The sequence below is a fragment of the Klebsiella sp. WP4-W18-ESBL-05 genome, assembly GCF_014169075.1.
GTDB classification, from domain to species: Bacteria; Pseudomonadota; Gammaproteobacteria; order Enterobacterales; family Enterobacteriaceae; genus Kluyvera; species Kluyvera ascorbata_B.
Genome location: NZ_AP022057.1, coordinates 4,591,590 through 4,618,149 on the forward strand (window position 1 = coordinate 4,591,590; position 26,560 = coordinate 4,618,149).

General features: G+C 46.9%; 26 protein-coding genes. 4 read left to right on the plus strand and 22 right to left on the minus strand.

From position 1 onward, the window contains the following. Window positions 1–624: 624 nt before the first annotated feature. Entirely contained in the window at window positions 625–1,989 is a 1,365-nt protein-coding gene (locus H7R58_RS21910; RefSeq protein ID WP_001514832.1) for an anti-phage deoxyguanosine triphosphatase, read from the minus strand. Window positions 1,990–2,515: 526 nt separating this feature from the next. On the opposite strand from H7R58_RS21910, the gene H7R58_RS21915 reads away from it, so the two are divergent. Both H7R58_RS21915 and H7R58_RS21920 read left to right on the plus strand, forming a co-directional pair. Further along, window positions 2,516–3,082 (plus strand): DNA adenine methylase, encoded by a 567-nt coding sequence (locus tag H7R58_RS21915; protein WP_001514831.1) that lies wholly within the window; start codon window positions 2,516–2,518, stop codon window positions 3,080–3,082. Continuing rightward, the gene (locus H7R58_RS21920) at window positions 3,079–3,924 is read left to right on the plus strand and encodes an 8-oxoguanine DNA glycosylase (protein WP_001514830.1); all 846 of its coding nucleotides are present in this window, start codon (window positions 3,079–3,081) and stop codon (window positions 3,922–3,924) included. The genes H7R58_RS21915 and H7R58_RS21920 overlap by 4 nt, the downstream gene beginning before the upstream one ends. Here the strand turns inward: H7R58_RS21920 and H7R58_RS21925 are convergent. The 12 genes from H7R58_RS21925 to H7R58_RS21975 all read right to left on the minus strand — a co-directional run bounded on the left by H7R58_RS21925 (window position 3,868) and on the right by H7R58_RS21975 (window position 14,115). Next, complete coding sequence (locus H7R58_RS21925) at window positions 3,868–4,554, minus strand: nitroreductase family protein (protein ID WP_224376115.1); 687 nt, start codon at window positions 4,552–4,554, stop codon at window positions 3,868–3,870. The genes H7R58_RS21920 and H7R58_RS21925 overlap by 57 nt on opposite strands. Then, window positions 4,520–5,125: a 7-cyano-7-deazaguanine synthase gene (locus H7R58_RS21930; protein ID WP_016236833.1), complete on the minus strand. Its 606-nt coding sequence runs from the start codon at window positions 5,123–5,125 to the stop codon at window positions 4,520–4,522. Before H7R58_RS21930 ends, H7R58_RS21925 begins: the two co-directional genes overlap by 35 nt. Beyond that, the gene (locus H7R58_RS21935) at window positions 5,122–6,363 is read right to left on the minus strand and encodes a PfkB family carbohydrate kinase (protein ID WP_001514827.1); all 1,242 of its coding nucleotides are present in this window, start codon (window positions 6,361–6,363) and stop codon (window positions 5,122–5,124) included. The genes H7R58_RS21930 and H7R58_RS21935 overlap by 4 nt, the downstream gene beginning before the upstream one ends. Then, window positions 6,360–6,692: a hypothetical protein gene (locus tag H7R58_RS21940; protein ID WP_001514826.1), complete on the minus strand. Its 333-nt coding sequence runs from the start codon at window positions 6,690–6,692 to the stop codon at window positions 6,360–6,362. Before H7R58_RS21940 ends, H7R58_RS21935 begins: the two co-directional genes overlap by 4 nt. A gap of 185 nt (window positions 6,693–6,877) precedes the next feature. Next, a complete protein-coding gene (locus H7R58_RS21945; RefSeq protein WP_001395480.1) occupies window positions 6,878–7,909 on the minus strand; it encodes an IS630-like element ISEc33 family transposase in 1,032 nt (343 codons plus the stop codon). A 411-nt stretch (window positions 7,910–8,320) separates the two neighbouring features. Beyond that, window positions 8,321–8,440: an IS1 family transposase gene (locus H7R58_RS25670; protein WP_077258877.1), complete on the minus strand. Its 120-nt coding sequence runs from the start codon at window positions 8,438–8,440 to the stop codon at window positions 8,321–8,323. Window positions 8,441–8,595: 155 nt separating this feature from the next. Continuing rightward, window positions 8,596–9,768 (minus strand): response regulator, encoded by a 1,173-nt coding sequence (locus tag H7R58_RS21955; protein WP_001514825.1) that lies wholly within the window; start codon window positions 9,766–9,768, stop codon window positions 8,596–8,598. Next, window positions 9,765–10,223, minus strand: coding sequence for a response regulator (locus tag H7R58_RS21960; protein ID WP_001514824.1), 459 nt, complete (start codon window positions 10,221–10,223; stop codon window positions 9,765–9,767). Before H7R58_RS21960 ends, H7R58_RS21955 begins: the two co-directional genes overlap by 4 nt. After that, complete coding sequence (locus tag H7R58_RS21965) at window positions 10,213–11,376, minus strand: hypothetical protein (RefSeq protein WP_320108685.1); 1,164 nt, start codon at window positions 11,374–11,376, stop codon at window positions 10,213–10,215. Before H7R58_RS21965 ends, H7R58_RS21960 begins: the two co-directional genes overlap by 11 nt. Before the next feature lie 28 nt (window positions 11,377–11,404). Continuing rightward, complete coding sequence (locus H7R58_RS25520) at window positions 11,405–11,590, minus strand: hypothetical protein (RefSeq protein WP_320108686.1); 186 nt, start codon at window positions 11,588–11,590, stop codon at window positions 11,405–11,407. Beyond that, window positions 11,572–12,552, minus strand: coding sequence for an IS5-like element ISKpn26 family transposase (locus tag H7R58_RS21970; RefSeq protein WP_000019445.1), 981 nt, complete (start codon window positions 12,550–12,552; stop codon window positions 11,572–11,574). The genes H7R58_RS25520 and H7R58_RS21970 overlap by 19 nt, the downstream gene beginning before the upstream one ends. A 45-nt stretch (window positions 12,553–12,597) precedes the next feature. After that, window positions 12,598–14,115, minus strand: coding sequence for a hypothetical protein (locus H7R58_RS21975; RefSeq protein ID WP_227674947.1), 1,518 nt, complete (start codon window positions 14,113–14,115; stop codon window positions 12,598–12,600). A 111-nt stretch (window positions 14,116–14,226) separates the two neighbouring features. On the opposite strand from H7R58_RS21975, the gene H7R58_RS21980 reads away from it, so the two are divergent. Further along, window positions 14,227–15,258, plus strand: coding sequence for an IS630-like element ISEc33 family transposase (locus H7R58_RS21980; protein ID WP_001395480.1), 1,032 nt, complete (start codon window positions 14,227–14,229; stop codon window positions 15,256–15,258). A gap of 15 nt (window positions 15,259–15,273) precedes the next feature. Here the strand turns inward: H7R58_RS21980 and H7R58_RS21985 are convergent, their stop codons facing one another. From H7R58_RS21985 to ssb1, 8 genes are all read right to left on the minus strand, one after another. After that, the gene (locus tag H7R58_RS21985; RefSeq protein ID WP_227674948.1) at window positions 15,274–15,564 is read right to left on the minus strand and encodes a hypothetical protein; all 291 of its coding nucleotides are present in this window, start codon (window positions 15,562–15,564) and stop codon (window positions 15,274–15,276) included. A gap of 87 nt (window positions 15,565–15,651) precedes the next feature. After that, entirely contained in the window at window positions 15,652–16,683 is a 1,032-nt protein-coding gene (locus tag H7R58_RS21990) for an IS630-like element ISEc33 family transposase (protein WP_001395480.1), read from the minus strand. 96 nt (window positions 16,684–16,779) lie between these two features. Further along, entirely contained in the window at window positions 16,780–17,022 is a 243-nt protein-coding gene (locus H7R58_RS21995) for a hypothetical protein (RefSeq protein WP_182934529.1), read from the minus strand. 104 nt (window positions 17,023–17,126) lie between these two features. Beyond that, complete coding sequence (locus tag H7R58_RS22000) at window positions 17,127–17,546, minus strand: hypothetical protein (RefSeq protein ID WP_032142156.1); 420 nt, start codon at window positions 17,544–17,546, stop codon at window positions 17,127–17,129. Continuing rightward, window positions 17,539–19,572 carry a hypothetical protein gene (locus H7R58_RS22005; RefSeq protein ID WP_016236831.1) on the minus strand — a complete coding sequence of 678 codons (2,034 nt, stop codon included), beginning with the start codon at window positions 19,570–19,572 and terminating at the stop codon, window positions 17,539–17,541. The genes H7R58_RS22000 and H7R58_RS22005 overlap by 8 nt, the downstream gene beginning before the upstream one ends. Continuing rightward, complete coding sequence (locus H7R58_RS22010; RefSeq protein WP_001514820.1) at window positions 19,565–21,124, minus strand: site-specific integrase; 1,560 nt, start codon at window positions 21,122–21,124, stop codon at window positions 19,565–19,567. Before H7R58_RS22010 ends, H7R58_RS22005 begins: the two co-directional genes overlap by 8 nt. After that, the gene (locus tag H7R58_RS22015) at window positions 21,114–22,361 is read right to left on the minus strand and encodes a tyrosine-type recombinase/integrase (protein ID WP_032142157.1); all 1,248 of its coding nucleotides are present in this window, start codon (window positions 22,359–22,361) and stop codon (window positions 21,114–21,116) included. Before H7R58_RS22015 ends, H7R58_RS22010 begins: the two co-directional genes overlap by 11 nt. A gap of 157 nt (window positions 22,362–22,518) precedes the next feature. Then, complete coding sequence (gene ssb1, locus H7R58_RS22020) at window positions 22,519–23,055, minus strand: single-stranded DNA-binding protein SSB1 (protein ID WP_064546676.1); 537 nt, start codon at window positions 23,053–23,055, stop codon at window positions 22,519–22,521. Window positions 23,056–23,313: 258 nt separating this feature from the next. Here ssb1 and uvrA point away from each other — a divergent pair, with 258 nt between their 5' ends. Further along, entirely contained in the window at window positions 23,314–26,139 is a 2,826-nt protein-coding gene (uvrA, locus tag H7R58_RS22025) for an excinuclease ABC subunit UvrA (RefSeq protein WP_182929636.1), read from the plus strand. Here uvrA and H7R58_RS22030 read toward each other — a convergent pair whose 3' ends face one another. Continuing rightward, entirely contained in the window at window positions 26,140–26,493 is a 354-nt protein-coding gene (locus tag H7R58_RS22030) for an MmcQ/YjbR family DNA-binding protein (RefSeq protein ID WP_106928562.1), read from the minus strand. Between the last annotated feature and the right edge of the window lie 67 nt (window positions 26,494–26,560).

A 26,560-nucleotide genomic window follows, 5' to 3' on the forward strand; every position in this document is an offset into this window, starting at 1 on the left:
TGTCTATAACTATGATTATATATCAACAACTTACATTATTTCAAACCATTTAGTAAGTATCATTGCACTAATCAGTATTAGTAAAAATAATTCAACTATCTTTTATTAATAGATAATTGATACATCCCGCTACAGCACATCGTCCGCATCAAATAGTATCTAATTGATTAGAAATGATTTTAATTTAAAACAGATGAAAAAAGTCAGATGTGCTGTAGTGGGAAAATGATTTTTAATGGAGTGGCTTGCAGTGCAAAAACCTCCTGTTCGATCACCATTTAACAAATGAAAATTTACACAAACTTACAGAAAGGCTCAAAAATTTGTATACATAGCGCAGTTGAGGTTAGGATAAGCAAAGCTTCCCGCCTCCGGGTTGCTACTTACCAAAAATACCAAAGCGGGGTGCTACCCCCGCTTTTTTTGTAACTGACACTTATTCAGTAACCGTGACTTTCTGGCCCAGTGACGCGCAGTATGCTGAGTTAGCAATAGAGCTTATGCTATCCCAAAAAAAGCCATAGAACCCGACAATACTGATAAGGATTGAGCCCCCCTGAAAACAGGGCCAGTGCCAACTTCTAATTCATCATGCTCACGGTTTTGCCATGTGCAGGGGGAACATCAGAGTCTGTCAAAGATTGATCCTTTGCGCGGAACAAAGATTTTCTCATACATCCGGGTCGCGTACTCGTCCGTCATACCTGAAACATAGTCGCTAATGACCCGCATTTTTTTATCGTCAGCTTTTTCAGCTTCTCTATACTTCTTGCACGTCTCTGCCGGGAGAAAACGTGTGGGGTCGCTTGCCAGCACATTGAACAGCTCTACAATCAACTTCTGGCCTTTGAACTCCAGTAGCTGAACGTTTTCGTGCCGGATAACCTTGTCCTCAACCAGACTGAAAATGGCCTCACGTAAGGCTTCGACTTCAGCAGGTAGTGCCACTTTATAGCGAAGCATTCCGCACTTGAAATCAGGATGCTGCACCTGAAGCGTGACACTTGTGATCATCAGATGAACCAGCGTTCCGATACATTCCTTGCGAAGGTAGCTTCTGCCGAACAGCTTATCGGCTACGTCTTCAGCGGTCAGGTCAAACGAGCTACGTTGACATGCTTCAAACAGATGCGACTTGTCACTGAAGTAGTCCATCCACATGCTTTTGTCGATCATTCTCAGTGAGATCGCGTCCTCAAGATCATGGAGTGAGTAGGATATCTCATCCGCTAAGTCCATAATCGTTGTGTCCAGCGCTTTATATTTCGTTTTCCTGTGCTCAACCGGCTCGGTGGTCTTTCTTCCGGATCTGAATAACAGCGCATCATCATGATCAAAAGGTTGGAGTGCGAAGCTGACAGTATCCGCTTCGGAGTCCAGATAGCATTTCGGGGGCTTAAAGCCGGAGGATTTAAACAGCCATTCACGGCTTCCTGACTCTAGCTGGCCGTAAGCGCTCTCGTTGACTACCTCAGAGTAGCTTGCCGGGTATTTCAGCACGCCTAGAATAAGCCTGCGCGTCGGATCCAGCCCGTTGGACTCGGTGTACTTATCCAATTGGGTGAGTATACGCAGCGTCTGTCCGTTACCCTCAAAGCCTCCATAGGCTCTCATGCAGTAGTTAAGCGCAACTTCACCACCATGACCGAAGGGGGGATGGCCGATATCGTGGGCAAGGCAGATAGCCTGCATAAGGCTTGGGTGAGGCAGGAATTCCGCCTCAGCCGCTACCCCAACGGGATAGCGTATATTCAGCTGAGACAGGATGCCGCTGCCAATCTGCGCTACCTCCATAGAGTGAGTCAGCCGTGTGCGGTAGAAGTCGCTCTCGCCCAGCCCCAGCACCTGTGTCTTCGACTGTAATCGCCTGAACGCGGAAGAGTGGATTAGTCGGGAAAGATCACGTTCGTATTCCGACCTTATTTCATCTGGCCTACGGGTATTGTTCCCCTGACGTTCAGACCAGAGCTGTTCTTTGCTGCGTGTCATACAGGCTCCTGTGGGCAGAATATAGCAATCAGCCTGCTTAAGCGCAGACGTGAGAAATGTAAACCCGGGGCTGAGATTCGTCCCTGTTATTCGGAATGAATCCTCTGTGCCAGCAAACTACCCAGGTTTTATCATCGTTAAAGAGTTCCGGGCGAGTGCTCGTCCGTGCTGCACCCTGGAAGTGAAAATGCATCCGTCGCATCCATCATTGAGCAGAATAAATTATCTATCGCATCTATTCCTGTAACGAGACAATATATTTTTTAAATCATCACGTTGCTATGCGTTAGTGCGAACAGCTATGCAATAGAGTTTACAAAAAACGAACTATCAAGTTATTGATTATGTACCTTGTAGTAAAGGAGCGCGTACACCAATACCGATTGTAATTGACATCATCGTCAGAAATGACGATGATTAGCGCATGAGATATCCCGGTGGTAAAGGCAAGTGCTATCAGAGACTCATCAACCTGATGCCAGTGCACGAGACATATATTGAAACCCACCTTGGTGGAGGAGCTGTGATGCGCAACAAACGGCCAGCAGCCCGTAATATTGGAATCGATATTGACCAACAGGTTATTGATGTATGGCGCGGCGGGGATATTCCCTGCGAACTCATTCAGGATGACGCTATAGCGTATCTCAGTACGTTTCCGTATCAGGGTAGTGAACTGGTTTACGCCGACCCACCCTATGTTCATAGCACGCGTAAACGTAGCAAAATCTATCGTCATGAATATTCAGATGACGATCATCGCCGGTTGCTGCAAGTGCTTGCCAGGTTGCCCTGCATGGTCATGATATCCGGTTACGGAAATCCTATCTATGACGAAATGCTGAGCGGATGGCGCTGCGAGCGATTTAACGCCAAGACTCATACGAGCGTGCGTGAAGAATGCGTATGGATGAACTTTGATGTTCCTGACAGGTTGCATGACGCGCGATACATGGGCAGCAGTTATCGGGAAAGACAGACTCTGGCCCGCAGACGCACTCGGCTTTATGATCGCATAGAACGAATGGAACCCGCAGAGCGCAACGAACTGATCAACTGGCTGAACGCAACTTATGGTCTGGAGACTGTATGACGCAGCGCGGAGCGGTCTTCATTGGACCGACAATTATCAATCTTGACTTTCCAGCTCCGGAACAGGATATCCTGCCGGGAGTTCGGTGGGGAAGAATTGAGGCGTTCCCATCGCCAGCGTACTGGGCCTATCAAATACTCGCCCGTCGTCTGGAAGTCAATGCCGTCAATTACAAGCTTGGGCGAACGCTCAAAGAGGAAGTGGGTGCCTGCCTGCTGGGTGGACACGGCATACCAGCTGCGATAGGCCTTGCCGCATTCAATAAGCTGAAGGATTGCGGTGCGTTTGATGCTCAGCCACCATCTGAAGCCACTCTTTACGAATGGCTATCAGAGCCCATTAAAACTGGTAACAAATCAGTGCGTTACCGCTTTGCTCGGCAAAAATCGCGCTATCTCTCGGTTGCACTAAACAGGCTGGATGTAGAGATGCCGCCGACGGATTCGGGCCGTGCTCTCAGAGACTGGCTGACCTCCATTCCCGGTATTGGTCATAAAACGGCATCATGGATAGCACGTAACTGGCTCTGTGCGGATGATGTCGCTATTCTGGACATTCACATCCTTAGGGCGGGATTACTTGCAGGTTTTTTCCCGGGAGACCTTACTGTTGAACGTGACTACCTGAAGCTGGAACAAATATTTCTGGAGTTCAGTGAAGCTATGGGCGTAAAAGCATCCGAGCTGGATGCGCTTATCTGGTATGAAATGCAGGCCTCTTCCAGTACGGTGTTCAGTCTCATCGAAAACATGCGCGACCAGCCTCTTGCGAAATTGCGCCCTCGTTCATCGCGAGCCAAAAACCGCCAGTCCGGTACCAGCCAGACGACCTTCCAGTTTTAATCCGGAGCACCAGTCATGGCCTGTAATGCCCAGCGGGCAAAAATTGCATTCTAGCGCTTCGGCAACAAGCGCCATCTGCCCAACAAGAACACCAGAATCGCGCCAAACAAGGCTATCAGCATCTGAATATTTTGCTGACGTTTTTCCCGGCTCAGCGATAAGTCTGACAATAATTCCGCTCTGGATATCAATTACCGGCAAAAGCTCATCGCGTATTTCGAATCGGGTCTGCTCAGGGATCCGAAGCGGTGCCAGCGCGTGCATGTCAGGCAGATACAGCTGCCACCCATCCCGTTCAGGGAGGGAAAGAATAATGTGAATAGGATGTATGGCCCCAGCGGAGGGGACGGGGCGTTGAGTTAGTGGAAAGCCATAGCTTGAATGTCCCACAGCCATCACTCTGCCGGTTAGCCATAGCCAGTGAGATAGCTGGGCCTGACTGACGTGGCTGAAGTTTCGCTGTGTTCTACGGGTTTCGATCACATCATTCAATCCGGGAAGCACTGCATTCTCCGAAGGAGGCGGCAGAAAAAACGGATCTCCGGCGGGCCAGTTAACGGGTTGATAACTGAGTGGCTGTTCGCGAGGAACAGGACTAGCGGGAACGGTCCAAGTCATATCCGACATCATCCAGAACCTGAAAATACTTATTGCACCCCCGGCAGTTGCCGCATGGGATGTTTGCCTTATGGCAGCTATGGGCCCAAGCGAGGCCACCTGGCGTAACATCTGAAATTCTGATCAACTCAGAGGTTGATAACGTAATTGCCGGAGCTTCGACAACCATGCCTCCTTCCTGAAACGACATAAGCTCACTGATTCTGCTGATAAAGCCTATGGTACCATCTAGATGCGTTTCATCTGACTTCACTGTGCCGATCCACAGGTGCGTGACGCCAAGCGTTATTGCCTTCATGGCCGCCAGCGAGATGAGCATCTGGTTACGATACGGCCACCAATCGCTCGATGGTGCATTCGGATCCATAGCGGTACCAGCCATATCCCCTGATCCCAGCGAACGGCAGTCAATGCGTATAATGTGATGCTCAATTCCAAGGGCCTCACAGGTGGCAGTGGCAGCTTTAATTTCGGCATTGGCGGCTTGCTGACCGTAGTCGAGTGTCAGTGCTATATCCGGGCGCTTCCACCAGGCAATAGCAATGGAGTCCATTCCGCCAGAAAGTAAAAGTGCGGTTTTCATTTTTGAGCGGCCACCCAGAGCGTTTTATAAATTGCTGTGACGTAATCTTTGCTCAAGATACATCCTGATCCTTCCATCATTTTCTGATCCTCTTCCGATTCGTTCTCGGCATAGAACACCACCGGGGTGCCTAGCGCCCGTGCGTAACCGACTTCATAGATGGTGCCGGAGTCGAGTGCATCACCTATTGCAAAAACGATGTCGGCCTGCCGTATCGCATCAAGATCCTTTTCGACTACTTCTTCTGCGGGTCCGTGTCCAACCATGTGGTAGGGGGAAAAAACGTCCAGCCCAAGATCGCTCAGGTTCCGTCGCGCTTGCTCAACAAGCCAGAGCTGTGCCAAGGTAAAGAAGGGGCCAGCCAGATAGACTTTTCTGTTGCCACCCTCAATGAACGCCTGAGAAAGCTTGATGGGGCTGGGACTGAAAGCAGCCAGCCCTTCTGCTGAAGGAAAAAGTCCGCTTTCGCAGTAGCATGCGGTGGCAAGTGAGGCATAATTCGCAGCATCGTGGGCTGTTTTTTTGTTCAGCATCCACTCACGGGAAAAATAGGCTACGAATGCGTCACCAGATCCAATTTTGTTGACCCGACTTGTCTCATAGGCAGGGATATAGGATATTTTCCCTTTATCGCAGATGAGTGCACCGGCTGGGCCCTGCTTGATAATGATGACTTCGGCATGACCACTTTCGTAGAGAAACTCTGCATGCTCTCTGTCGGATAATTCACTCTGGCCACTAAGGGTCTTCGCCTCATAGCGATTAAGGATCAATGCGAGGTGCTTTGCTCTGGATCCGTTTGCTGTGAATGGCTCCGGATTGGTCACATTCTGGGGATCATATACTGCGTATTCCGCGTCGATTACAGCGGATCCCTCCAGCATTCCATAGCGTAGAATACAGGGCGCTTTCACTGTAATGGCCGGGTAAGGGGTGTCCGGGTAATTGAAAATTCGAGGTTCCGCCAGCCCATGCTCATAATGGAATATGACGGATTCACGTACTTCATTCGTATGAAGCGTGAAGTTTTCAAAACAGGCGCGTTCTCGAAGAACCGAATTGACTACTTCATCAGCGTAGGTGTACAAATCAACGTTTACACCGAGCGTTGCCAGTGCTGATGCCGCCCTTCCCGCTGAACCGTAAACCTGGTGATTTCCTGGATAAAGGATAATTTCATGATAGGCACCGCCTGCAATAGTGATGATCTCCGTACTGACCGTTTTGCTGTTGCTCATATCGCGTACACACTGACCCTGACCTGACCACCGTTAATGGCGGTCACTTTAGCAACATAGGTAGTACCATTACTCATACAGTCACGGAGGCGCTGGATGTAGGGAGAAGCGATACCCCCAGCCTGCATACCGTTGTGCATAGCAACCGTTAGCAGAGTCCCATTTGAATTGATTTGCATAATCCCCATAATCACGCCGATTGACAGCTGCGCTACGACATGCGGATCAGGCGAACTTAACTGAGTATCAATCGTAAGTTTTTCACAGGTCACTTCAAAATCATCCTGACCGAACTGGCCGCCAAAGCTACCCCCACCAGAGCCTGACATAGACACCTCATGTTACAATTATTAATATATTTGATATTTGTATATCAATAAATTTTGTCGGTGTATAGAAAAATTGTTTGCTTTATGTGCAGGTATCAGGTGCTATTTTTTTAACTAACATTAGTCATGATTTGTCTTGATAGTCATCTCGGTAGCGTCAGCCTAAATAGCTGCGCCTAATACCGCTACACTTTTGCCTGACCATGTTTTCCTCCGGGGAATGGGCTGGCGGTTTCCATAAAATGGCGGACCTTTTTCAGTAACTGCCACATTGAGCGGCACTGATGATTACGGGTTATCGTGTCATGAAGTGCCTGCCATAGCCGTTCCACATGATTCACCCACGGCGAGTAAACCGGCTGGTAAATTACCCTGAACTTGGGATTTGCTTTCAACCAGCGCTGTGTTTCGCGGCTTTTATGGATAATGTAGTTATCAACGATCAGCGTGATTGTTTTCGCCCGCCGGTAAGTGGCTTTCAGGTGCTTCAGCAGAGCGATAAACAGCGCTGAACTTTTGCTGTTGCCGCCCACGTAGCTGACTTTACCCGTGCCACTGTGCAGTGCGCCGGCCAGATAGTATTTTTCGTTCTGCCCCGGCGTCACTACCCGTTTCTGCTGTCCGCGCAACTGCCAGTCCGCACCGATTTTAGGATTAAGGTGGATATCCACTTCATCTTCATAAAATACCGGATGCTCTGCGCTGCATTCATCCAGCGCTTTGTGGATTACCGCCATCTTTTCATCTTTATGTGGGTCACGGATACGCAGAGTTGGCGCGGCCCTGCGCCATACAAGCCCCGCAGATGGCAACCAGCGGCGAACGGTTCCTGCATGTAACTGGCAACCGGTTATCTCATTGATTTTTATTGCCAGTAATTCGGTGCTCCAGCGTGAACGTTGATAACCAAAATCGCCGGGAGAATGCTTTATCAGCTCACGTAACAGGGTGCAGATATGTTCAAAAGGCCAGCGTCGGGAGCGCCCTGCGGGTAAGGATTTCAGGCCTTCAATACCTGAGTGCGTAAACCAGTTAATCCAGCGACCAACGGATGAACGGGCACAACAGAGAGTTCTGGCAACATCGCTGACCCGTTCACCCCGATGAAGCATCAGCATGGCCGTGAGTCTGCGGGCATGATTTTTATCACGCGTTTTATGAATAGCTTTCTGCATCAGGCGTCGTTCGCCACGGGGTATTGGTACTATGATCGGCATCGCTCAGTCCGGTTGGTGATTTTGGTTGGTTTGGCGATTGATCAGATCGCACAATCCGGGCTGAGTTCCCTTTCAGTGATCTACTATTCCGCGCAGCTATTTAGGGTCCTTCGAGCAGACCTCGTCGTGAGGACAGAAAGTGTCCATAATTACGGCACCACCTCAATTAACGTATTGAATAAATTACCTATTACAGATAAAACAATCGTTCTTAGGGATAAAACTTCCGTTACCCTAATTAAACATGTACTCTACCTGGTTGGGCTTTTTCCAGCGAAAAAACGCGGAGTTAGCACACATGAAGCGGAAACACAGAGTATTCACCTCCCTTTCGCGCCGTAAACGCCGCGCTAAAACCCGAGAAATCAAAAACCTTATCCACCGTGAACGGCATCACTGTGGTGGTGTATTCTATGACGAGTGCGATATAGATGAGGCATTTGCATGCGGAAATTGGAAGTGGAGCAACATACTTTTCTTGGGAACCTCATCAGAATCACAGCGGGGACAATGGATAGTTACAGTAGCCATGGGAATACCTCAAATGAGGGCAGGATATCATAAAATCCAACTATTCAGAGGCATCACCGCCTATTGATTAGTAGAACTCATTCTTTTTATAATCTTAATCGCATTCTAATTAACTCCGCAGAAACATTAAGAACCGCGGAGTTAAATTGCGTAAATCATTTCATGCAAAAATAATAAAAACAAAAAAACAAGGCTGTGAGATATATTATACCCTTAACTTTCCCAAGCCCAGATGTAACTTTCTCAATAATACCAGAGGTAACAATACTGTCACATCTCTGATCTATCACTTCTATATTGGAATCGCCATAGAATAGAGGCAGCCAATATTTTTCCATGAATCCACTACCTTCATCAAAATAATGACTATGTCCACCTTTAAAAAATCTATTTACAAACCTTGCATTATTAAGCCCATAGAATCCTACCCTTCCTGCCATACCTGTATTTGGTACAAGCCCTTCAGAAAGAAGAAGAATTCTATCATCACAGCCACAATCGTTTATCAACTTCATATCTGTCAAAGTCATTATCTTATGAAAATCATAGTTTGATGGAAGAACGCTACCAGATAAAACCAGCATCTTGATATTGACTGTAGTTCCTTCGGACAATAATTTGGAGATAGCATTAACAGTAATATATGTCCCAAAGCTATGGCAAAATATAAAAATTTCTTTACCTTGAAGATTTATCCTTTTTAGTTCTTTACTGAATGAATTGACTTTTATCTGTCTTAAGAATGGTATCATAAAAGACAATACAGTAAAGTATCCATATTTGTAGCTTTCAAAACTGACCGTGTCAACATTGGACTCTACAATTTTCTTGAATTTTTGCTGCCACTCACCTCTGGTTCTTATTCCGTGAACGGATAAGCAGGTGACATTTCTTTCAGTAGTATACTTCGATATAAGTTTCGAGTTTTCAAATTTAACAGCTTGTAAAATCTTACCTTTCCAATCTTTTGAGCGAGTAGATGCTTCGATTAATACTTCACAATGAGAATCAAATTGTGTTCTAAAAGACTCAAGATCTTCAAATTGGGCTGTAATACCAACAATTTTACCAGGCTTTTTAATTGTAGGCCTTTTCTTAATATCATTTAATAGGGCAAGGCCAAATTCAGCACATGGTGGCTCATCTCTCTTTGGCAAAACCACATCTAAAATCAAGAAATCGAATCTAATACTTCTCATCAAAGTTTTAGCCGATTGTGTGTTATATGCTGTATAAATATCAGGCTCGCCAATTCCTAGTTCTTCTTGTAAAAGAGCCTTAACTTCTTCACATCTTGCAGCATTATCATCAACTATTAAAATTTTCACTTTTCTAACTCTTTTATTGACTTAACAAGTTCATCACGCCATTCACTTTTAGTATTACTGTAGAGTATGAAACCTAGGCAATTAGAACTGTACTTACACAATAGTTCTGACTTCAAATCATCATAAGAATAAGAGTTAATATTATCACTAAAACTCTTATACTGCGTAATAAAAATAAACTTTGATTTTACATTTCTTTTTCCCATTTTCCGGGCTAACTCTTTCCCTCCAAAAATTCTAAAAACTCCTCCAGGGTCAGAGTCTGTTTTATCAAAAGTAGGCAAGCTCATATCTAATAAAATAACGTCAAAAACATGTTCAGATATAAACTTCCAAGCTGAAGTAAAGGAGTATGATTCAGTCACAATGCAATCATTGAAATCAGATTTGATAACTTCAACAATTCGTTTCCGTTTGTATTCATTATCTTCAACAACAAGTATATCAATACCCATATGTAACCTCTACACAGAACTTATCATTAACAATCATTGGCTGCAAATTATATTTACTTGAAACAGTTTTCAACCCATGAAGTGATTTGTATAACCCTGAACCACCTTCTTTTGTTAGTAAATCATTATTGTCAGCATCTGCTAACTTACTTATCAAAAGATCAATCCCTCCATTCTGCAGATACTGCAACGTGCTATTACTTATCTCATTAAGTATTTTAATGGAAAAACACTTGCTCTCTTCACCAGTGATTTCAACATATATATCTCTATTTTCACTTGAATATTTATATGAGTTATTAAAACAATTAAGGATACAAAACACAAGCGCATATAATTGACCGCCATCAATTTTATGATTCAAGTGCGATTCAACATGAATTTCAATATCACAACTATTAATTTGTTTGAAGCAACGCTCTGCTAATCGAATTAATTTATCTAACTCGATACTTTCGAAATCTACGGATTTTTTAAGGGAAAACCACTCGCATACAGTTCGTATATTCTCTTTAACCTCGGTATTTGCCAATCTGATTTCCTCCAACAAATAATTCATACCGGTTGTACTTTTCGCGGCATTTATATTATCGATAAGGTCAGTAAACAAATCATCCACCTGAGAAGCAAAAACCTCATTTAATTTTGATTTCATAGTATCAAGGCAACTTAGCAGCTTTTCATTAAATAAATGAAACATACTATTTGTAATTTCATCAACACTGACAGAGGCATCTGCCAGATCTCTTATCATATTAAATTCTTCAACAGTAAAGTTGAACACAAAAACTCTATCAGTATCATCACTGTTAAGAGATACTTTCATCCACTGTTCTGCTTTTTCTATAATTTGATTAAAATCCTCACTAAACTTAACTAACAAGGCATCAACTTTATTTAATATTTCTGAACTTATCATTTTATAGTATTCCAACCAATATTGATTGGATTTATATTTACCACTTCCATCTAATTCTGTAAGCAGGTGTCTGTTTTGAGGTCCTGAACAAATTAAATTACCAAAAAAACCATGTCTTATTTCTGAGCTTAAATTTTTATCCAAGCCGACCTCTTTATTATTAAAATATTCAACCAGAAGTATGTTCATCATTCTTGTTAGAATTTCATTTTTGCTGCCTTTAAGTATTGCCATAGATTCAATTTCATATTGTACATTGTCATTAACTTGATCCTCTTCTAAGGAAGGTGCGAATAAGCAGGTCATTTCTTCCCAAGCTGACTCGCTGATTAAAATTTCGCGGATCTGGGCCGATTTTTTTCCCGCAAACACATCGAATCAGCCTATTTAGGCTATTTTTTCCACCATTTCTGGCGTTATTTCCGGTTTTTACTGAGATCTCTCCCACTGACGTATCATTTGGTCCACCCGAAACAGGTTGGCCAGGGTGAATAACATCGCCAGTTGGTTATCGTTTTTCAGCAGCCCCTTGTATCTGGCTTTCACGAAGCCGAACTGCCGCTTGATGATGCGAAACGGGTGCTCCACCCTGGCACGGATGCTGGCTTTCATGTATTCGATGTTGATGGCCGTTTTGTTCTTGCGCGGATGCTGCTTCAAGGTTTTTACCTTGCCGGGACGCTCGGCGATCAGCCAGTCCACATCCACCTCGGCCAGCTCCTCGCGCTGTGGCGCTCCTTGGTAGCCGGCATCGGCTGAGACAAATTGCTCCTCTCCATGAAGCAGATTACCCAGCTGATTGAGGTCATGCTCGTTGGCCGCGGTGGTGACTAGGCTGTGGGTCAGGCCACTCTTGGCATCGACACCAATGTGGGCCTTCATGCCAAAGTGCCACTGATTGCCTTTCTTGGTCTGATGCATCTCCGGATCGCGTTGCTGCTCTTTGTTCTTGGTAGAGCTGGGTGCCTCAATGATGGTGGCATCCACCAAAGTGCCTTGGGTCATCATGACGCCTGCTTCGGCCAGCCAGCGATTGATGGTCTTGAACAATTGACGGGCCAGTTGATGCTGCTCGAGCAGGTGGCGGAAATTCATGATGGTGGTGCGATCCGGCAGGGCGCTATCCAGGGATAATCGGGCAAACAGGCGCATGGAGGCGATTTCGTACAGGGCATCTTCCATGGCACCGTCGCTCAGGTTGTACCAATGCTGCATGCAGTGAATACGCAGCATGGTCTCCAGCGGATAGGGCCGTCGGCCATTGCCCGCCTTGGGATAAAACGGCTCGATGACAGCGGTCATATTCTGCCATGGCAGAATCTGCTCCATGCGGGAGAGGAAAATCTCTTTTCGGGTCTGACGGCGCTTAGTGCTGAATTCACTATCGGCGAAGGTGAGTTGATGGCTCATGATGTCCCTCTGGGATGCGCTCCGGATGAATATGATGATCTCATATCAGGAACTTGTTCGCACCTTCCCTAAGCTATTTTTATACTTATGAAGTAACGATTCTATATCATTCTTTCTTTTATTTAAAATAGATCTAGTATCAATATATATTTTAGCATCATTAAATTTTGCTGCTTCATTTTCGATGAGAATGTCGTCTACGATCATTTTACATTCACCATCAACATTTGTTTGAGATAAAAAACCTGCGGACACGAGTTTATTTAAAATTTTTATCCTTTCTATTTTCAAATCATTATCATTATCGAAACAACCTAAATAATCCATTACGTCAATTTTAGAAATCTCATTTAAAAGTATTATTTCTTTTTTAGATAATTCACCAGTAACTAATTCACTTGGACGAAAAACATCGCGAGAAATTATATACTCTTCAAAAACCTCATTCAAAACAGAGCTGTTATCCTCTGATGAAAACTTATTATAATAATAGCTGCAAATTACAGAATCAATAGTATATAAGTTATTTTCGCTAACATAACCAACAATATCCTTCAAAGGCAAGCATATATTTGAGTTTGGATTTATAATCAATTCATTTGAAGCGTACTCAATTAACGATTTTTTATCACTGCATCGAATAAAGCATTCAACCATAAGCTCAATTGCATCTTTCTTAATAGGTGCAACCTCATAATAGTCTTTAACTTTATCCAGCATTTTTTCATCATTATTTAAAACAGCAAAAATTGCAGTTCTCTTCCTTATTAAATGTTCGACATTTAAATCCAAGGAGTAGTTTTCATATAGTGAAGGTGATTCATCAAGGTGGCATGCAAGCGGGGTAAGCTGTTTTTCCAGAAACTTTGATTTAAAGATAATTCCATCTTTCTGCTGAGCTGAAAGGAAATACGGTGCAGATTTTAAAACACTTATCATTAAATGATCGGAAACATCTAGCACTGAATATTTTACAATCAACCCAACCTGCTGCATTATCGCCTGATTTGCATCCTTTAGAGAGTATATGCTAATGAGATTATTGATGACTTCATTCAGGAAAATAGGTAGCCCATTTGGTTTCCTATTCGAATGGATGTATGATTTAGCAAAAATATTAATTTTTGTTATAATATCATCAAGACTATTTAGTCTTGTTTCCACTGCATCTATAACATATTCGTAATTTCCCTCGCTATAATTTAATATGATATCATCAGTTATTGGCAAAATACTCTGAGCCGAATTTTCTGAAGAAATTGCAGTTACTATCTCTCGTAAATCACGTAAGTTCAACTCCTTATTCAAGGATACGAACAGATCTCTTAAAGAATTTTTTTCAATCTCACTTAGGCACCCATTACCCATTCCATATACTGTGATTTTTTTTACAGCATTAAATAAATCTATAGTAGGTAATAGTTGCAACCATTTCATACTATACATTAAATCAACATCGTTGTAGAGTGGATAATGAAGACATGTAAGTGAATAAAATGCAGCTATAATAAAAGCATTTCCATCTATAAACTCTTTATTTGGCCTACGAACCATAGTTTCCATAATAAGACTAAATAGCTGCGCGGAATAGTAGATCACTGAAAGGGAACTCAGCCCGGATTGTGCGATCTGATCAATCGCCAAACCAACCAAAATCACCAACCGGACTGAGCGATGCCGATCATAGTACCAATACCCCGTGGCGAACGACGCCTGATGCAGAAAGCTATTCATAAAACGCGTGATAAAAATCATGCCCGCAGACTCACGGCCATGCTGATGCTTCATCGGGGTGAACGGGTCAGCGATGTTGCCAGAACTCTCTGTTGTGCCCGTTCATCCGTTGGTCGCTGGATTAACTGGTTTACGCACTCAGGTATTGAAGGCCTGAAATCCTTACCCGCAGGGCGCTCCCGACGCTGGCCTTTTGAACATATCTGCACCCTGTTACGTGAGCTGATAAAGCATTCTCCCGGCGATTTTGGTTATCAACGTTCACGCTGGAGCACCGAATTACTGGCAATAAAAATCAATGAGATAACCGGTTGCCAGTTACATGCAGGAACCGTTCGCCGCTGGTTGCCATCTGCGGGGCTTGTATGGCGCAGGGCCGCGCCAACTCTGCGTATCCGTGACCCACATAAAGATGAAAAGATGGCGGTAATCCACAAAGCGCTGGATGAATGCAGCGCAGAGCATCCGGTATTTTATGAAGATGAAGTGGATATCCACCTTAATCCTAAAATCGGTGCGGACTGGCAGTTGCGCGGACAGCAGAAACGGGTAGTGACGCCGGGGCAGAACGAAAAATACTATCTGGCCGGCGCACTGCACAGTGGCACGGGTAAAGTCAGCTACGTGGGCGGCAACAGCAAAAGTTCAGCGCTGTTTATCGCTCTGCTGAAGCACCTGAAAGCCACTTACCGGCGGGCGAAAACAATCACGCTGATCGTTGATAACTACATTATCCATAAAAGCCGCGAAACACAGCGCTGGTTGAAAGCAAATCCCAAGTTCAGGGTAATTTACCAGCCGGTTTACTCGCCGTGGGTGAATCATGTGGAACGGCTATGGCAGGCACTTCATGACACGATAACCCGTAATCATCAGTGCCGCTCAATGTGGCAGTTACTGAAAAAGGTCCGCCATTTTATGGAAACCGCCAGCCCATTCCCCGGAGGAAAACATGGTCAGGCAAAAGTGTAGCGGTATTAGGCGCAGCTATTTAGGATCGACGCTTTGAGATTTCCATGCTATTACCCTTGCAATATCCCGTAGAAACTCATCATCTGTCTCACCTTTTATTTTTTCAAGATATTCAGTTATGGCACTATATTCTTTTCTAATTGTGTATATTGCAAACCTGACTTCCATTTCCCAAATGGAAAAGCCTAAATTTTCATTTAACTCGTCCAGTATATTTATTGCTTGATTAAGGTCACCATGGACAAACAACTCTTCCACTTTTTGCTTAGCATCAACATATAATCTGAGACTATCAATTTTACTCAAAAGAATAGCATTATATAATTTTATTATTCGTGCATTACTAACATTATTCGCTGAAACAATAGTTCTAAATAGCTGCGCCTAATACCGCTACACTTTTGCCTGACCATGTTTTCCTCCGGGGAATGGGCTGGCGGTTTCCATAAAATGGCGGACCTTTTTCAGTAACTGCCACATTGAGCGGCACTGATGATTACGGGTTATCGTGTCATGAAGTGCCTGCCATAGCCGTTCCACATGATTCACCCACGGCGAGTAAACCGGCTGGTAAATTACCCTGAACTTGGGATTTGCTTTCAACCAGCGCTGTGTTTCGCGGCTTTTATGGATAATGTAGTTATCAACGATCAGCGTGATTGTTTTCGCCCGCCGGTAAGTGGCTTTCAGGTGCTTCAGCAGAGCGATAAACAGCGCTGAACTTTTGCTGTTGCCGCCCACGTAGCTGACTTTACCCGTGCCACTGTGCAGTGCGCCGGCCAGATAGTATTTTTCGTTCTGCCCCGGCGTCACTACCCGTTTCTGCTGTCCGCGCAACTGCCAGTCCGCACCGATTTTAGGATTAAGGTGGATATCCACTTCATCTTCATAAAATACCGGATGCTCTGCGCTGCATTCATCCAGCGCTTTGTGGATTACCGCCATCTTTTCATCTTTATGTGGGTCACGGATACGCAGAGTTGGCGCGGCCCTGCGCCATACAAGCCCCGCAGATGGCAACCAGCGGCGAACGGTTCCTGCATGTAACTGGCAACCGGTTATCTCATTGATTTTTATTGCCAGTAATTCGGTGCTCCAGCGTGAACGTTGATAACCAAAATCGCCGGGAGAATGCTTTATCAGCTCACGTAACAGGGTGCAGATATGTTCAAAAGGCCAGCGTCGGGAGCGCCCTGCGGGTAAGGATTTCAGGCCTTCAATACCTGAGTGCGTAAACCAGTTAATCCAGCGACCAACGGATGAACGGGCACAACAGAGAGTTCTGGCAACATCGCTGACCCGTTCACCCCGATGAAGCATCAGCATGGCCGTGAGTCTGCGGGCATGATTTTTATCACGCGTTTTATGAATAGCTTTCTGCATCAGGCGTCGTTCGCCACGGGGTATTGGTACTATGATCGGCATCGCTCAGTCCGGTTGGTGATTTTGGTTGGTTTGGCGATTGATCAGATCGCACAATCCGGGCTGAGTTCCCTTTCAGTGATCTACTATTCCGCGCAGCTATTTAGAAAACGCCTCTTTAATAGGTTTAACATTCTGATTTAACGCGTTTGATATTTCTTCATCCCGAAGGATTATATTTATAGCCCTGTTAAAGTCTTCATCATTTGAACGGCAGACAAAATCGCTAAAACAGGCCTTCTTTGCATCAATTTTACTACCTAAAAAGCGGCTTGGGTTCAAGACAGAACTTACAATTTCATGCGTTGGTTTTATTTTAAATCTTTTTTGTTTATTTAACAATTTAGTCACCAATTCGGATTTTTTAATTAGATAATGGTATAAAGCACAATAGTCATTATTCAGAAAAACTGTATCTAGTTTTTTAGCACCGCTAAGTTGAAAAGTTAACGTTTTTCACCATCAGTTCTCTCCCGGTCAATCTTCGTCAACTGCGCATTAAGTTGATGCTCCTTCATTCCATGTTTGTATGCATTGTATTGCCAGATCACAAACTGTTGTTTGTACATCCGGTTCTCTTCCTTCAGCTCTTCGATTTCGTTCTCAAGCTTCACAATCCTAGCGGCTGCAATGTTCAAACTAGCTGGACGCGGATTTTTGGGTCCACGGCCTTTAAGCGCTTCTTTCTTTGTTTGATAGGCAGTCACTATTGCCTCATGTGCATTAAGGGACTGTCTTGACGGCAACTTTCCGACCAATGGTTCTGCCGCCTCACAGATTGCTGACCAGGACAGTTTTGGTTCCTGCCATCCTCGAATTAGATTCACGATGGCGTTAATGTCTCGATTGTCCAGATGCTTAGCCAAGGCCCCCCCCTAACAAAGTTGTCAAATTATCTAACATCACAGCTTCTTCACTTTCTTTGCCTTTTTGCTCGATGGCCTCAATAGAAGTCTTTGCGACAACACGGCGAAGCTGGCTGAAATCATTGCCCAAGAGCTTAATCTGGGTACCATTTTCAATGTTTGGATCTTCTAAAATGGCGACTAGTTCCCGAAGCCTGGTAACGGTCTTCTTATGGTACTGATACCAGCGGTCAGCCCCCATCTCGCCGCTTGCCACAGCCGTTTCAGCAAGCGAAAATAATCGTTCCGACTTCACCAGCCGCTTTTTAATTCGGTCTGATTTTTCTGTATCATCGCCCTTGATACAAACCTGCTCAGTACAGTTGACGCAATCTCGGAACTTCTCACAAGGACTCATGGTGTAATCATGCACACAGTAGCCATACTCCGTCACATGGACTGCGGCATGCTCTAAGGTATTCAACTCCTGCATAGTCACGGGCAGATGCTTTGCCACTTCGCCAACAGGCCCAAATAGCGCTTTTGTGGGATCAAGGCGTTCAGCCATGCCAACCAGTTCGTATTCAGTCATGTGGTTGTAGGTTCGATTCTGCTTCACGTCTGCCCGTCCAGACCACTTGGCAATTTCCAAGTTTGACAGTCCTCCACGCTGGGCAATGGTGTTGAGCAGGTGTCGAGCCTGATGCGAGGTCAATTTGACCCGCTCTCCATTTTCAGTACGATAACCATGGCGATCAAAGATACTGGCATGTTTTCCTTCAATGGCCTCACGAGGCGTAAGATCATTGTTAAAAAAATTATGGGTTGGTTTGTGCAATTCAACCGGCAGGCAGCCTCGGTTTCCATGAAACTGATTAGCATTCAGTGCAAACAAAGCATTACTGTACATAATACCTTTGTCTTTATCGAACCACGGAAAACTATCAGGCAAACGCGCCAAAGTATGCTGCCACAAACTATTTAGCGTGTGCACACCATCTTTTTGGACTAGTCCTCGATTATAAAGAGAAGAATGACATTGCTTTTTGGATTCACAAGCAAGACCGAGAGCTATACAAGACTCCTCCATCGTTAATGGCTTATCATCAGCAACATCAGGACAGTCAATATGACGGTAAAACTTGTTAGGGTTATTCTCAATCCACTTGGCTAGGCTTCGGGCATTCTGTGATAGAGTTTTCACTCTGGCGATGGCAGTTTTGGCTACTTCGACCATAACGCTTGGTATCCACTTTATATCACCCTCGTAACCTTTCCCGGCAAAGAAACGCCAGCCATAACGTTCTATACCTTCGCGATCAGTTTCAAATACCTCGCAATCCGCAGGTAGAGCCAAAACTTCAGTAATGCGTGATGGTGCTGACATCAGCATCGCAAACACCGATGATGTGAATATATCCCTCTCATTAATTGGATTAGTGGCAAAAATTTCGGCCAGCGCATTGAGAGCAATATCACAGGGCAGTTTCTCCTCTCTATTTTTCTTCGCCTCTCTGCCTGTTTTATTCTTATCACTAGCACGCTGAATTGGATTGACCCAATCTTGTATAGCGTTTGGTACAAGCTGGTTTTCAACTACAAACTTAGCCAGCCGCTCAATCTCACGGCCGCAACTATATGCTGAGCCATCTGAGTAGTGCTGCCTTGCCAATTCAGCTGCTTCATCAAGCACAGTAATTGACAGGCCATCAATATTTGCACTCCCGTTTACTTGAAGCAAAGACGCCTCAACCGCTCGGAGGGCCTTACTTTCATTTTTTGTCCCCGTGGGATGATGCCCCTGCTGGTAACGGAAATAAGCTTTAGCGAAATCGATGAACTCTGGATCTTGCATCTCTTGGGGTTTTGGTTTGCGAGTAGTAACGCCCAACTTGGCGAACACAGTTATGTTTGGCCACACAGGAGCATCCCAATTGAGTTCGGATCCGAATACAGTCAGTTGATCTCGGCACTTGGCTATGAATGCTCCAAGGTTTTCTGCTGCCGTCAGAATAGCCTTTGGCTTGAACTGGAAAATCTCAGCCATTGGTAATTAATCCCTCTTTACCAAGCTCTTCACGACGTTTAGCGCAACGCATAATCACATCTGCCACCGCGATGATGCTACGATCAAGCACGGCAGCAATCTGGATGTCGCCAGTTATCTCTTTCACCCGCTCACGCTCATTAAGCAAGCCCTGATAGACATCTTCATGCGGGCCATCCAGCCATGGCTGAAAATGCATGCAGGTGTAGCAAGGAATAGGTACATTGGCGCCACAAAAGCCATGTTCGCCACAAGTTCCAACACCTTGACCTATTTCGGTCCGAATACGGCTGGTTGGGTCGTCACCTCGATGTGCATCCCTCTCTGAATCTACAAGTACCCCGACAAATGCCTGAGCGTATGGCGCCAATTGAAAACCAACCGCCTCATCCAGCATTTTCACATGCTCGGGTATATTCTTGATATAAACACCTGCGTTTTGGGTGTCCGTATGGTCAAGCAGTTCCGCTATTACCAACTCGCCAAAACCTTCACGGGCAGCCCGTGTGCCCGTGGTATACCGAAAGCGGCGAGAATTGATATGCAATAGATCACCAGTACGTTCTGACCGGATATCTGATTCTTCTACGATTAAATGGAGTGTTTTAGTTATCACTGAAGCGGCGATGTGGAGTTTGTCAGTGGCAAGCAGTTGGTAGAATTCATAAGGGGATTGGATGGTCGCTAGCACATCAAGATCAGGAAACAGAGGGATCTGCTGCCGGTCAGCTTCCTGCAATTCAATCCCGAGACGATTCTCAACCAGAGTAACAGCATTCCTTGCCTGAGCACTCAGGACTGCCCATAGTTCGAGAGTCATCGCATAGGGCTTGAAGCTTTCGCGAAAAAAGCTGTTACGTTGCTTGGCTCGCGGCACATTCAACACATAGAAGGGTTCACCCTTTTCATTTTCTCCGCAGAGAATATCAACCACGCGCAGCTGAGAGATCTGGATTGAACGACGCCCTGTATGACTGACGCTAAGAGCCATAGCCAACTCCGCGATGGTAATTAAGCTCTTTTCATAAGCTCGTACAACCGCCTCGTTAAACGCTTGAAGTTCATTATCCGTCAACGGCCCCTTTAGAGGATCCAATCGCTTAACCGCATCCCCCTTACGCCCCCCCTTTAACCTCCATCCCTCCAGCAAACACGCCACGTTCTTGCTAACACCGGGATAGCCCAGCTTGTGCCACTTTCGCAGTAAAACACTAACGCAGGCTAACTCATGCTCATGAGCCGCATCCAAAGAAGACCTATATCCAATCAACATGATATCGTCAATACGAGTAGCTTTAGTTGCACGAATCATGTCTAAGAAACACAGGAAAATATGTCTCGTGTATGCCGCGGACAGGTTCCTGGCATAAAATGACAGGGTATGAAGAAACCCACTCAGAGTCTCAGGATCCAGAAGGTCATGTATCATACCAACCGAAATATTGTTGTTTTTATCTAATCTCCACATAGCTTCATGCAACGTGAAAAAGTATCCATTTGATTTTGCAGGTATTTTCTCGGTAGGCAATGCTGGTAAGATGTTATTCATCATCAATCTTCATGTCCTTTGGTAAGCGAGTGCCATTTCCCTCTTGTAAAGCCAAGGCGGCCTCAAAACCTTTTTGCTGAATGAAACGCTTGTTGTAAGTCGCTGCGGTTCCTGAGCCCGGTTTCCAACCTTGTAAGTACGCACGGATTTGCTCTTGTCGTTCTTCGCTGACTGGCTCATCCATGGCATCCATTCTTTCTGAAAACTTACGATTCCATGTGTGGCGGAGCGAGTGTCCAGTCACTGTGTACAATTGCGGCGATACATCTTTGACCAAGGAAAATATTTTGTGATAACCCGCCTTGGAGATAGGGTTTCCGACAGTTGGCCCACGCTTGTAAGTCACAAACAGGTAGTCATTTTTCTTTGCATTTTGGACTTTGCGGCGATCTTTGGTGATATAACTGTGCAGTTCTTGAGCTAAGGATTCAGCCAACGGTATGAGCCGTTCTCTGGTTTTGGCATTAGGCTCATTGGTTCTAGAATCAGCTCGTTCATCTGCTCGCCTAACGATACGGATCCTGTTAGAGCTAAAATCTATGTCCTGTATTCTGATGTTCAATAATTCACCACCTCGGATGCCCAGATGATACAGAAGCAAGATCATCAGCCGATTGCGGCGCTGCACATCAATTGAAAAAGGATTCCACTCTGAATCGAGCTTGATCGTCTCAAATAGCACATCCAATTGAACGTCACTCAAAGACCTGTCTTGCAATGTACTGTTTCTGCTCTTTTTAGACGGTCGGCGCACCTTTATTTGCGTCGCCATAGTCTTGATCTGTTCGCCAACATCCAGCTCAGGCATCTTTAAGAGATGCATAGCATACCAGCGTAAATAGTTGGCAAACGTTGTTAGGCGGGAATGTTGTGTTCCGTTATCCACGATATTGGCCAACTCATCATCCAGCCAAGGATTGGAGAGCGCCTTTGATGGCATCCTGCCTTGCTTGCGCTGAGCAAAGTCTCGCAGATCGTCCATCTCATGTGGCTTGAAGAAATCTTTGGTCAATAACCGTTCTTCAAGGTTAATGTCACGACTCTCTAGAAAGCGTAACAACAAGACTAGGTTGTTAGCAGCAGCTAGCGTCGTTGAGAAGGCATTGCCTTTATTGCGGATTTGGGTTGTTAAAAACAAAGTTGGGTAATACATGGGAAGGCCAGAAGCACGATCCACTACCATGCAATAGCGCTCGCCACTATCCATGACAAATGTTGTAACTCTGTAGTTCTTTTCCATGCACTCACACCCATAAATAGTACACAATTACAAGGTAGACTATATGTGAAAAATCACCAATTTATACAAGACACTTTTCTTGGCGCTAGAAACGAAAAACCCCTGAATTAACAGGGGTCTATGTTTACATTCTTTACAGATAACTCTAAGGTCATCTTCAGAACGGGATATCGTCATCGAAATCCATCGGCGGTTCGTTAGACGGTGCCGGAGCAGACTGCTGCTGCGGGCGAGACTGCGCGCCGCCGCTGAACTGGTTGCCGCCCTGTGGCTGCTGAGGTTGACCCCAACCGCCCTGCTGCTGGCCGCCGCCCATGTTGCCGCCTGCCGGTGCACCGCCGCCCTGACGGCCGCCGAGCATCTGCATGGTGCCACCCACGTTGACCACGACTTCGGTGGTGTATTTTTCAACGCCGGACTGATCGGTCCATTTACGGGTACGCAGCTGGCCTTCGATATAAACCTGAGAGCCCTTACGCAGGTATTCACCTGCCACTTCCGCCAGCTTGCCAAACAGCACTACACGGTGCCATTCGGTCTGCTCTTTCATTTCCCCGGTCGCTTTATCACGCCAGGATTCGGAAGTAGCCAGCGTAATGTTGGCGACTGCGCCACCATTCGGCATATAGCGTACTTCCGGGTCCTGGCCCAGATTACCGACGAGAATCACCTTGTTGACGCCTCTGCTGGCCATGATTGTCTCTCCTGATACGAGTCTAGTTACTTAATAAGTGTAAACGGGGGATTGTAGCATTACAAAGTGGCGCTTTGATAGCATGTGAGGTCTATTCAGACAAACAAACTGGGTGACGACATTTTTGCATTGCACGCTGGAAGCAGGCACCCAATACTGTATATTCATTCAGGTTAAATTGTGTCATAATTAGCCGTTTCTGCCGTTTGTCCTTCAAACAAACCAGGCAATCCGTGTATCTTCTACCGGGAAAGGTGAATGGATAAGATCGAAGTTCGGGGCGCCCGCACCCATAATCTCAAAAACATCAACCTCGTCATCCCTCGCGACAAACTGATTGTCGTGACCGGGCTTTCGGGTTCTGGCAAATCCTCACTGGCATTCGACACCCTCTACGCCGAGGGACAGCGTCGCTACGTAGAATCGCTTTCTGCCTACGCGCGTCAGTTCCTGTCGTTGATGGAAAAGCCGGACGTCGATCATATTGAAGGCCTGTCGCCGGCGATTTCTATCGAGCAGAAATCGACCTCGCACAACCCGCGTTCAACGGTAGGTACTATCACCGAAATTCACGACTACCTTCGTTTGCTGTACGCACGCGTCGGCGAGCCGCGTTGTCCGGATCACGACGTGCCGCTGGCGGCGCAAACCGTTAGCCAGATGGTCGATAACGTGCTGTCGCAGCCGGAAGGCAAACGCCTGATGCTGCTGGCGCCGATCATCAAAGAGCGTAAGGGCGAGCACACCAAAACGCTGGAAAACCTGGCAAGCCAGGGCTACATCCGCGCGCGTATTGACGGCGAGGTCTGCGACCTGTCCGATCCACCGAAGCTTGAGCTGCAAAAGAAACACACCATTGAAGTGGTCATCGACCGCTTTAAGGTCCGTGACGATCTGGCCCAGCGCCTGGCAGAGTCATTTGAGACCGCGCTGGAGCTTTCCGGCGGCACGGCCGTGGTCGCCGATATGGACAATCCGAAAGCGGAAGAGCTGCTGTTCTCCGCCAACTTCGCCTGCCCGATTTGCGGCTACAGCATGCGCGAGCTTGAGCCGCGCCTGTTCTCGTTCAACAACCCGGCGGGCGCCTGCCCGACCTGTGACGGGCTGGGCGTACAGCAGTATTTCGATCCGGACCGCGTGATTCAGAATCCCGAGCTATCGCTGGCCGGCGGCGCAATCCGCGGCTGGGATCGCCGTAACTTCTATTACTTCCAGATGCTTAAGTCGCTGGCGGACCACTATCAGTTCGACGTAGAAGCGCCGTGGGAAAGCCTGGACGCGGCCGCGCAGAAAGCCATTCTGTACGGGTCTGGCAAAGAGTCGATTGAATTCAAGTACATCAACGATCGCGGTGATACCTCCGTGCGCCGTCATCCGTTCGAAGGCGTGCTGCACAACATGGAGCGTCGCTATAAAGAGACGGAGTCCAGCGCGGTGCGCGAGGAGCTGGCGAAATTCATCAGCAACCGTCCATGCGCCAGCTGCAACGGTACCCGTCTGCGCCGCGAAGCGCGCCACGTGTACGTTGAAAATACCCCGCTACCGACTATCTCAGACATGAGCATCGGTCACGCGATGGACTTCTTCAATAACCTGAAGCTTTCCGGCCAGCGGGCAAAAATCGCTGAAAAAGTGCTGAAAGAGATTGGCGATCGTCTGAAGTTCCTCGTTAACGTCGGCCTGAACTACCTGACGCTCTCCCGCTCGGCGGAAACCCTCTCCGGCGGCGAAGCGCAGCGTATCCGCCTGGCAAGCCAGATCGGCGCCGGGCTGGTTGGCGTGATGTACGTGCTGGATGAGCCGTCTATCGGCCTGCACCAGCGCGATAACGAACGCCTGCTCGGCACCTTGATTCACCTGCGTAACCTCGGCAACACGGTTATCGTCGTCGAACACGACGAAGACGCGATTCGCGCCGCCGACCACGTGATCGATATTGGTCCTGGCGCTGGCGTACACGGCGGCCAGGTGGTAGCGGAAGGCACGCTGGACGACATTATGGCGGTACCGGAGTCGTTAACCGGCCAGTTCATGAGCGGAAAACGCAAAATTGAAGTGCCAAAACAACGTGTGCCGGCCGATCCGGAAAAAGTGCTGAAGCTGACCGGCGCATCGGGTAACAACCTGAAGGACGTGACGCTGACGCTGCCGGTAGGCCTGTTTACCTGCATTACCGGCGTGTCCGGTTCAGGGAAATCAACGCTGATTAACGATACTCTGTTCCCGATCGCGCAAACCCAGCTGAACGGAGCCACCATCGCTGAGCCCGCGCCATATCGCGACGTGCAGGGGCTGGAGCACTTCGATAAGGTTATCGATATCGACCAAAGCCCGATCGGTCGTACTCCTCGTTCAAACCCGGCTACCTACACCGGCGTCTTTACGCCAGTGCGTGAGCTGTTTGCGGGCGTGCCGGAATCGCGTTCACGCGGCTATACGCCGGGCCGTTTCAGCTTTAACGTTCGCGGCGGGCGCTGCGAAGCCTGTCAGGGCGATGGCGTTATCAAAGTTGAAATGCACTTCCTGCCGGATATCTACGTGCCGTGCGACCAGTGCAAAGGTAAACGCTATAACCGTGAAACGCTGGAGATTAAGTACAAAGGCAAGACCATCCACGAAGTGCTGGATATGACCATCGAAGAGGCGCGTGAGTTCTTTGATGCCGTACCGGCGCTGGCGCGTAAGCTGCAAACGCTGATGGACGTCGGCCTGACCTACATTCGTCTTGGCCAGTCGGCGACGACGCTTTCCGGTGGTGAAGCCCAGCGCGTGAAGCTGGCGCGCGAGCTGTCAAAACGCGGCACCGGCCAAACGCTCTATATTCTGGACGAACCGACCACCGGCCTGCACTTTGCCGATATCCAGCAGCTGCTGGAAGTGCTGCATCAGCTGCGCGACCAGGGCAACACCATCGTGGTGATTGAGCACAACCTGGACGTCATCAAAACGGCGGACTGGATTGTCGACCTTGGCCCGGAAGGCGGCAGCGGCGGCGGGGAAATTCTCGTGTCAGGCACGCCGGAGACGGTGGCGAACTGTGAAGCGTCGCATACCGCTCGTTTCCTGAAACCGCTGTTGAAATAGCTAGGAGTACATCTGCTGTCGGAGCGCTTCCGGCAGCAGATCCACCGCCAGCTGGTAGGAGGCGTCCACCAGATAGTAAATCTGCGAGTTCGGCAGCGTACCGTCGAGGTACACGGTGCTCCAGTGCGCTTTATTCAGATGGCGACTTGGGCGCACGTCTTTATGCTGTTCGCGCAGCAGTTCTGCCAGCTCAGGGCTGGTTTTCAACGACACCGCCGGGCGGTCTTCTACATCCTTTACCATCGCAAAAAGTACGTCGGCCACTTTAATCTGTGTCGCCTTCCAATCGCTGTGTACGCTTTGTTCTGCGCCACGTTTCGCCATGCAATACTGCAGCAGTTCCGAACTGGTCATTGTTATACCCCTTAGTCTCGCCAACTGTTCTGAGCAAAAAAACATCATCTAAGTGTGCAACAAGACG

Bases quoted from the DNA above. Each gene is read 5' to 3' on its own strand.
- H7R58_RS21940 (WP_001514826.1), bottom strand. From the start codon at position 6,692: ATGTCAGGCTCTGGTGGGGGTAGCTTTGGCGGCCAGTTCGGTCAGGAT.
- H7R58_RS21920 (WP_001514830.1), top strand. From the start codon at position 3,079: ATGACGCAGCGCGGAGCGGTCTTCATTGGACCGACAATTATCAATCTT.
- H7R58_RS21980 (WP_001395480.1), top strand. From the start codon at position 14,227: ATGCCGATCATAGTACCAATACCCCGTGGCGAACGACGCCTGATGCAG.
- H7R58_RS21965 (WP_320108685.1), bottom strand. From the start codon at position 11,376: ATGGCAATACTTAAAGGCAGCAAAAATGAAATTCTAACAAGAATGATG.
- H7R58_RS21945 (WP_001395480.1), bottom strand. From the start codon at position 7,909: ATGCCGATCATAGTACCAATACCCCGTGGCGAACGACGCCTGATGCAG.
- H7R58_RS22030 (WP_106928562.1), bottom strand. From the start codon at position 26,493: ATGACCAGTTCGGAACTGCTGCAGTATTGCATGGCGAAACGTGGCGCA.
- H7R58_RS21930 (WP_016236833.1), bottom strand. From the start codon at position 5,125: ATGAAAACCGCACTTTTACTTTCTGGCGGAATGGACTCCATTGCTATT.
- H7R58_RS21915 (WP_001514831.1), top strand. From the start codon at position 2,516: ATGCGCAACAAACGGCCAGCAGCCCGTAATATTGGAATCGATATTGAC.
- H7R58_RS21975 (WP_227674947.1), bottom strand. From the start codon at position 14,115: ATGGAAACTATGGTTCGTAGGCCAAATAAAGAGTTTATAGATGGAAAT.
- H7R58_RS21960 (WP_001514824.1), bottom strand. From the start codon at position 10,223: ATGGGTATTGATATACTTGTTGTTGAAGATAATGAATACAAACGGAAA.
- ssb1 (WP_064546676.1), bottom strand. From the start codon at position 23,055: ATGGCCAGCAGAGGCGTCAACAAGGTGATTCTCGTCGGTAATCTGGGC.
- H7R58_RS21935 (WP_001514827.1), bottom strand. From the start codon at position 6,363: ATGAGCAACAGCAAAACGGTCAGTACGGAGATCATCACTATTGCAGGC.
- H7R58_RS21925 (WP_224376115.1), bottom strand. From the start codon at position 4,554: ATGATGTCGGATATGACTTGGACCGTTCCCGCTAGTCCTGTTCCTCGC.
- H7R58_RS22015 (WP_032142157.1), bottom strand. From the start codon at position 22,361: ATGGAAAAGAACTACAGAGTTACAACATTTGTCATGGATAGTGGCGAG.
- H7R58_RS21910 (WP_001514832.1), bottom strand. From the start codon at position 1,989: ATGACACGCAGCAAAGAACAGCTCTGGTCTGAACGTCAGGGGAACAAT.
- uvrA (WP_182929636.1), top strand. From the start codon at position 23,314: ATGGATAAGATCGAAGTTCGGGGCGCCCGCACCCATAATCTCAAAAAC.
- H7R58_RS21970 (WP_000019445.1), bottom strand. From the start codon at position 12,552: ATGAGCCATCAACTCACCTTCGCCGATAGTGAATTCAGCACTAAGCGC.
- H7R58_RS22005 (WP_016236831.1), bottom strand. From the start codon at position 19,572: ATGGCTGAGATTTTCCAGTTCAAGCCAAAGGCTATTCTGACGGCAGCA.
- H7R58_RS22010 (WP_001514820.1), bottom strand. From the start codon at position 21,124: ATGATGAATAACATCTTACCAGCATTGCCTACCGAGAAAATACCTGCA.
- H7R58_RS21990 (WP_001395480.1), bottom strand. From the start codon at position 16,683: ATGCCGATCATAGTACCAATACCCCGTGGCGAACGACGCCTGATGCAG.
- H7R58_RS25670 (WP_077258877.1), bottom strand. From the start codon at position 8,440: ATGGCTACTGTAACTATCCATTGTCCCCGCTGTGATTCTGATGAGGTT.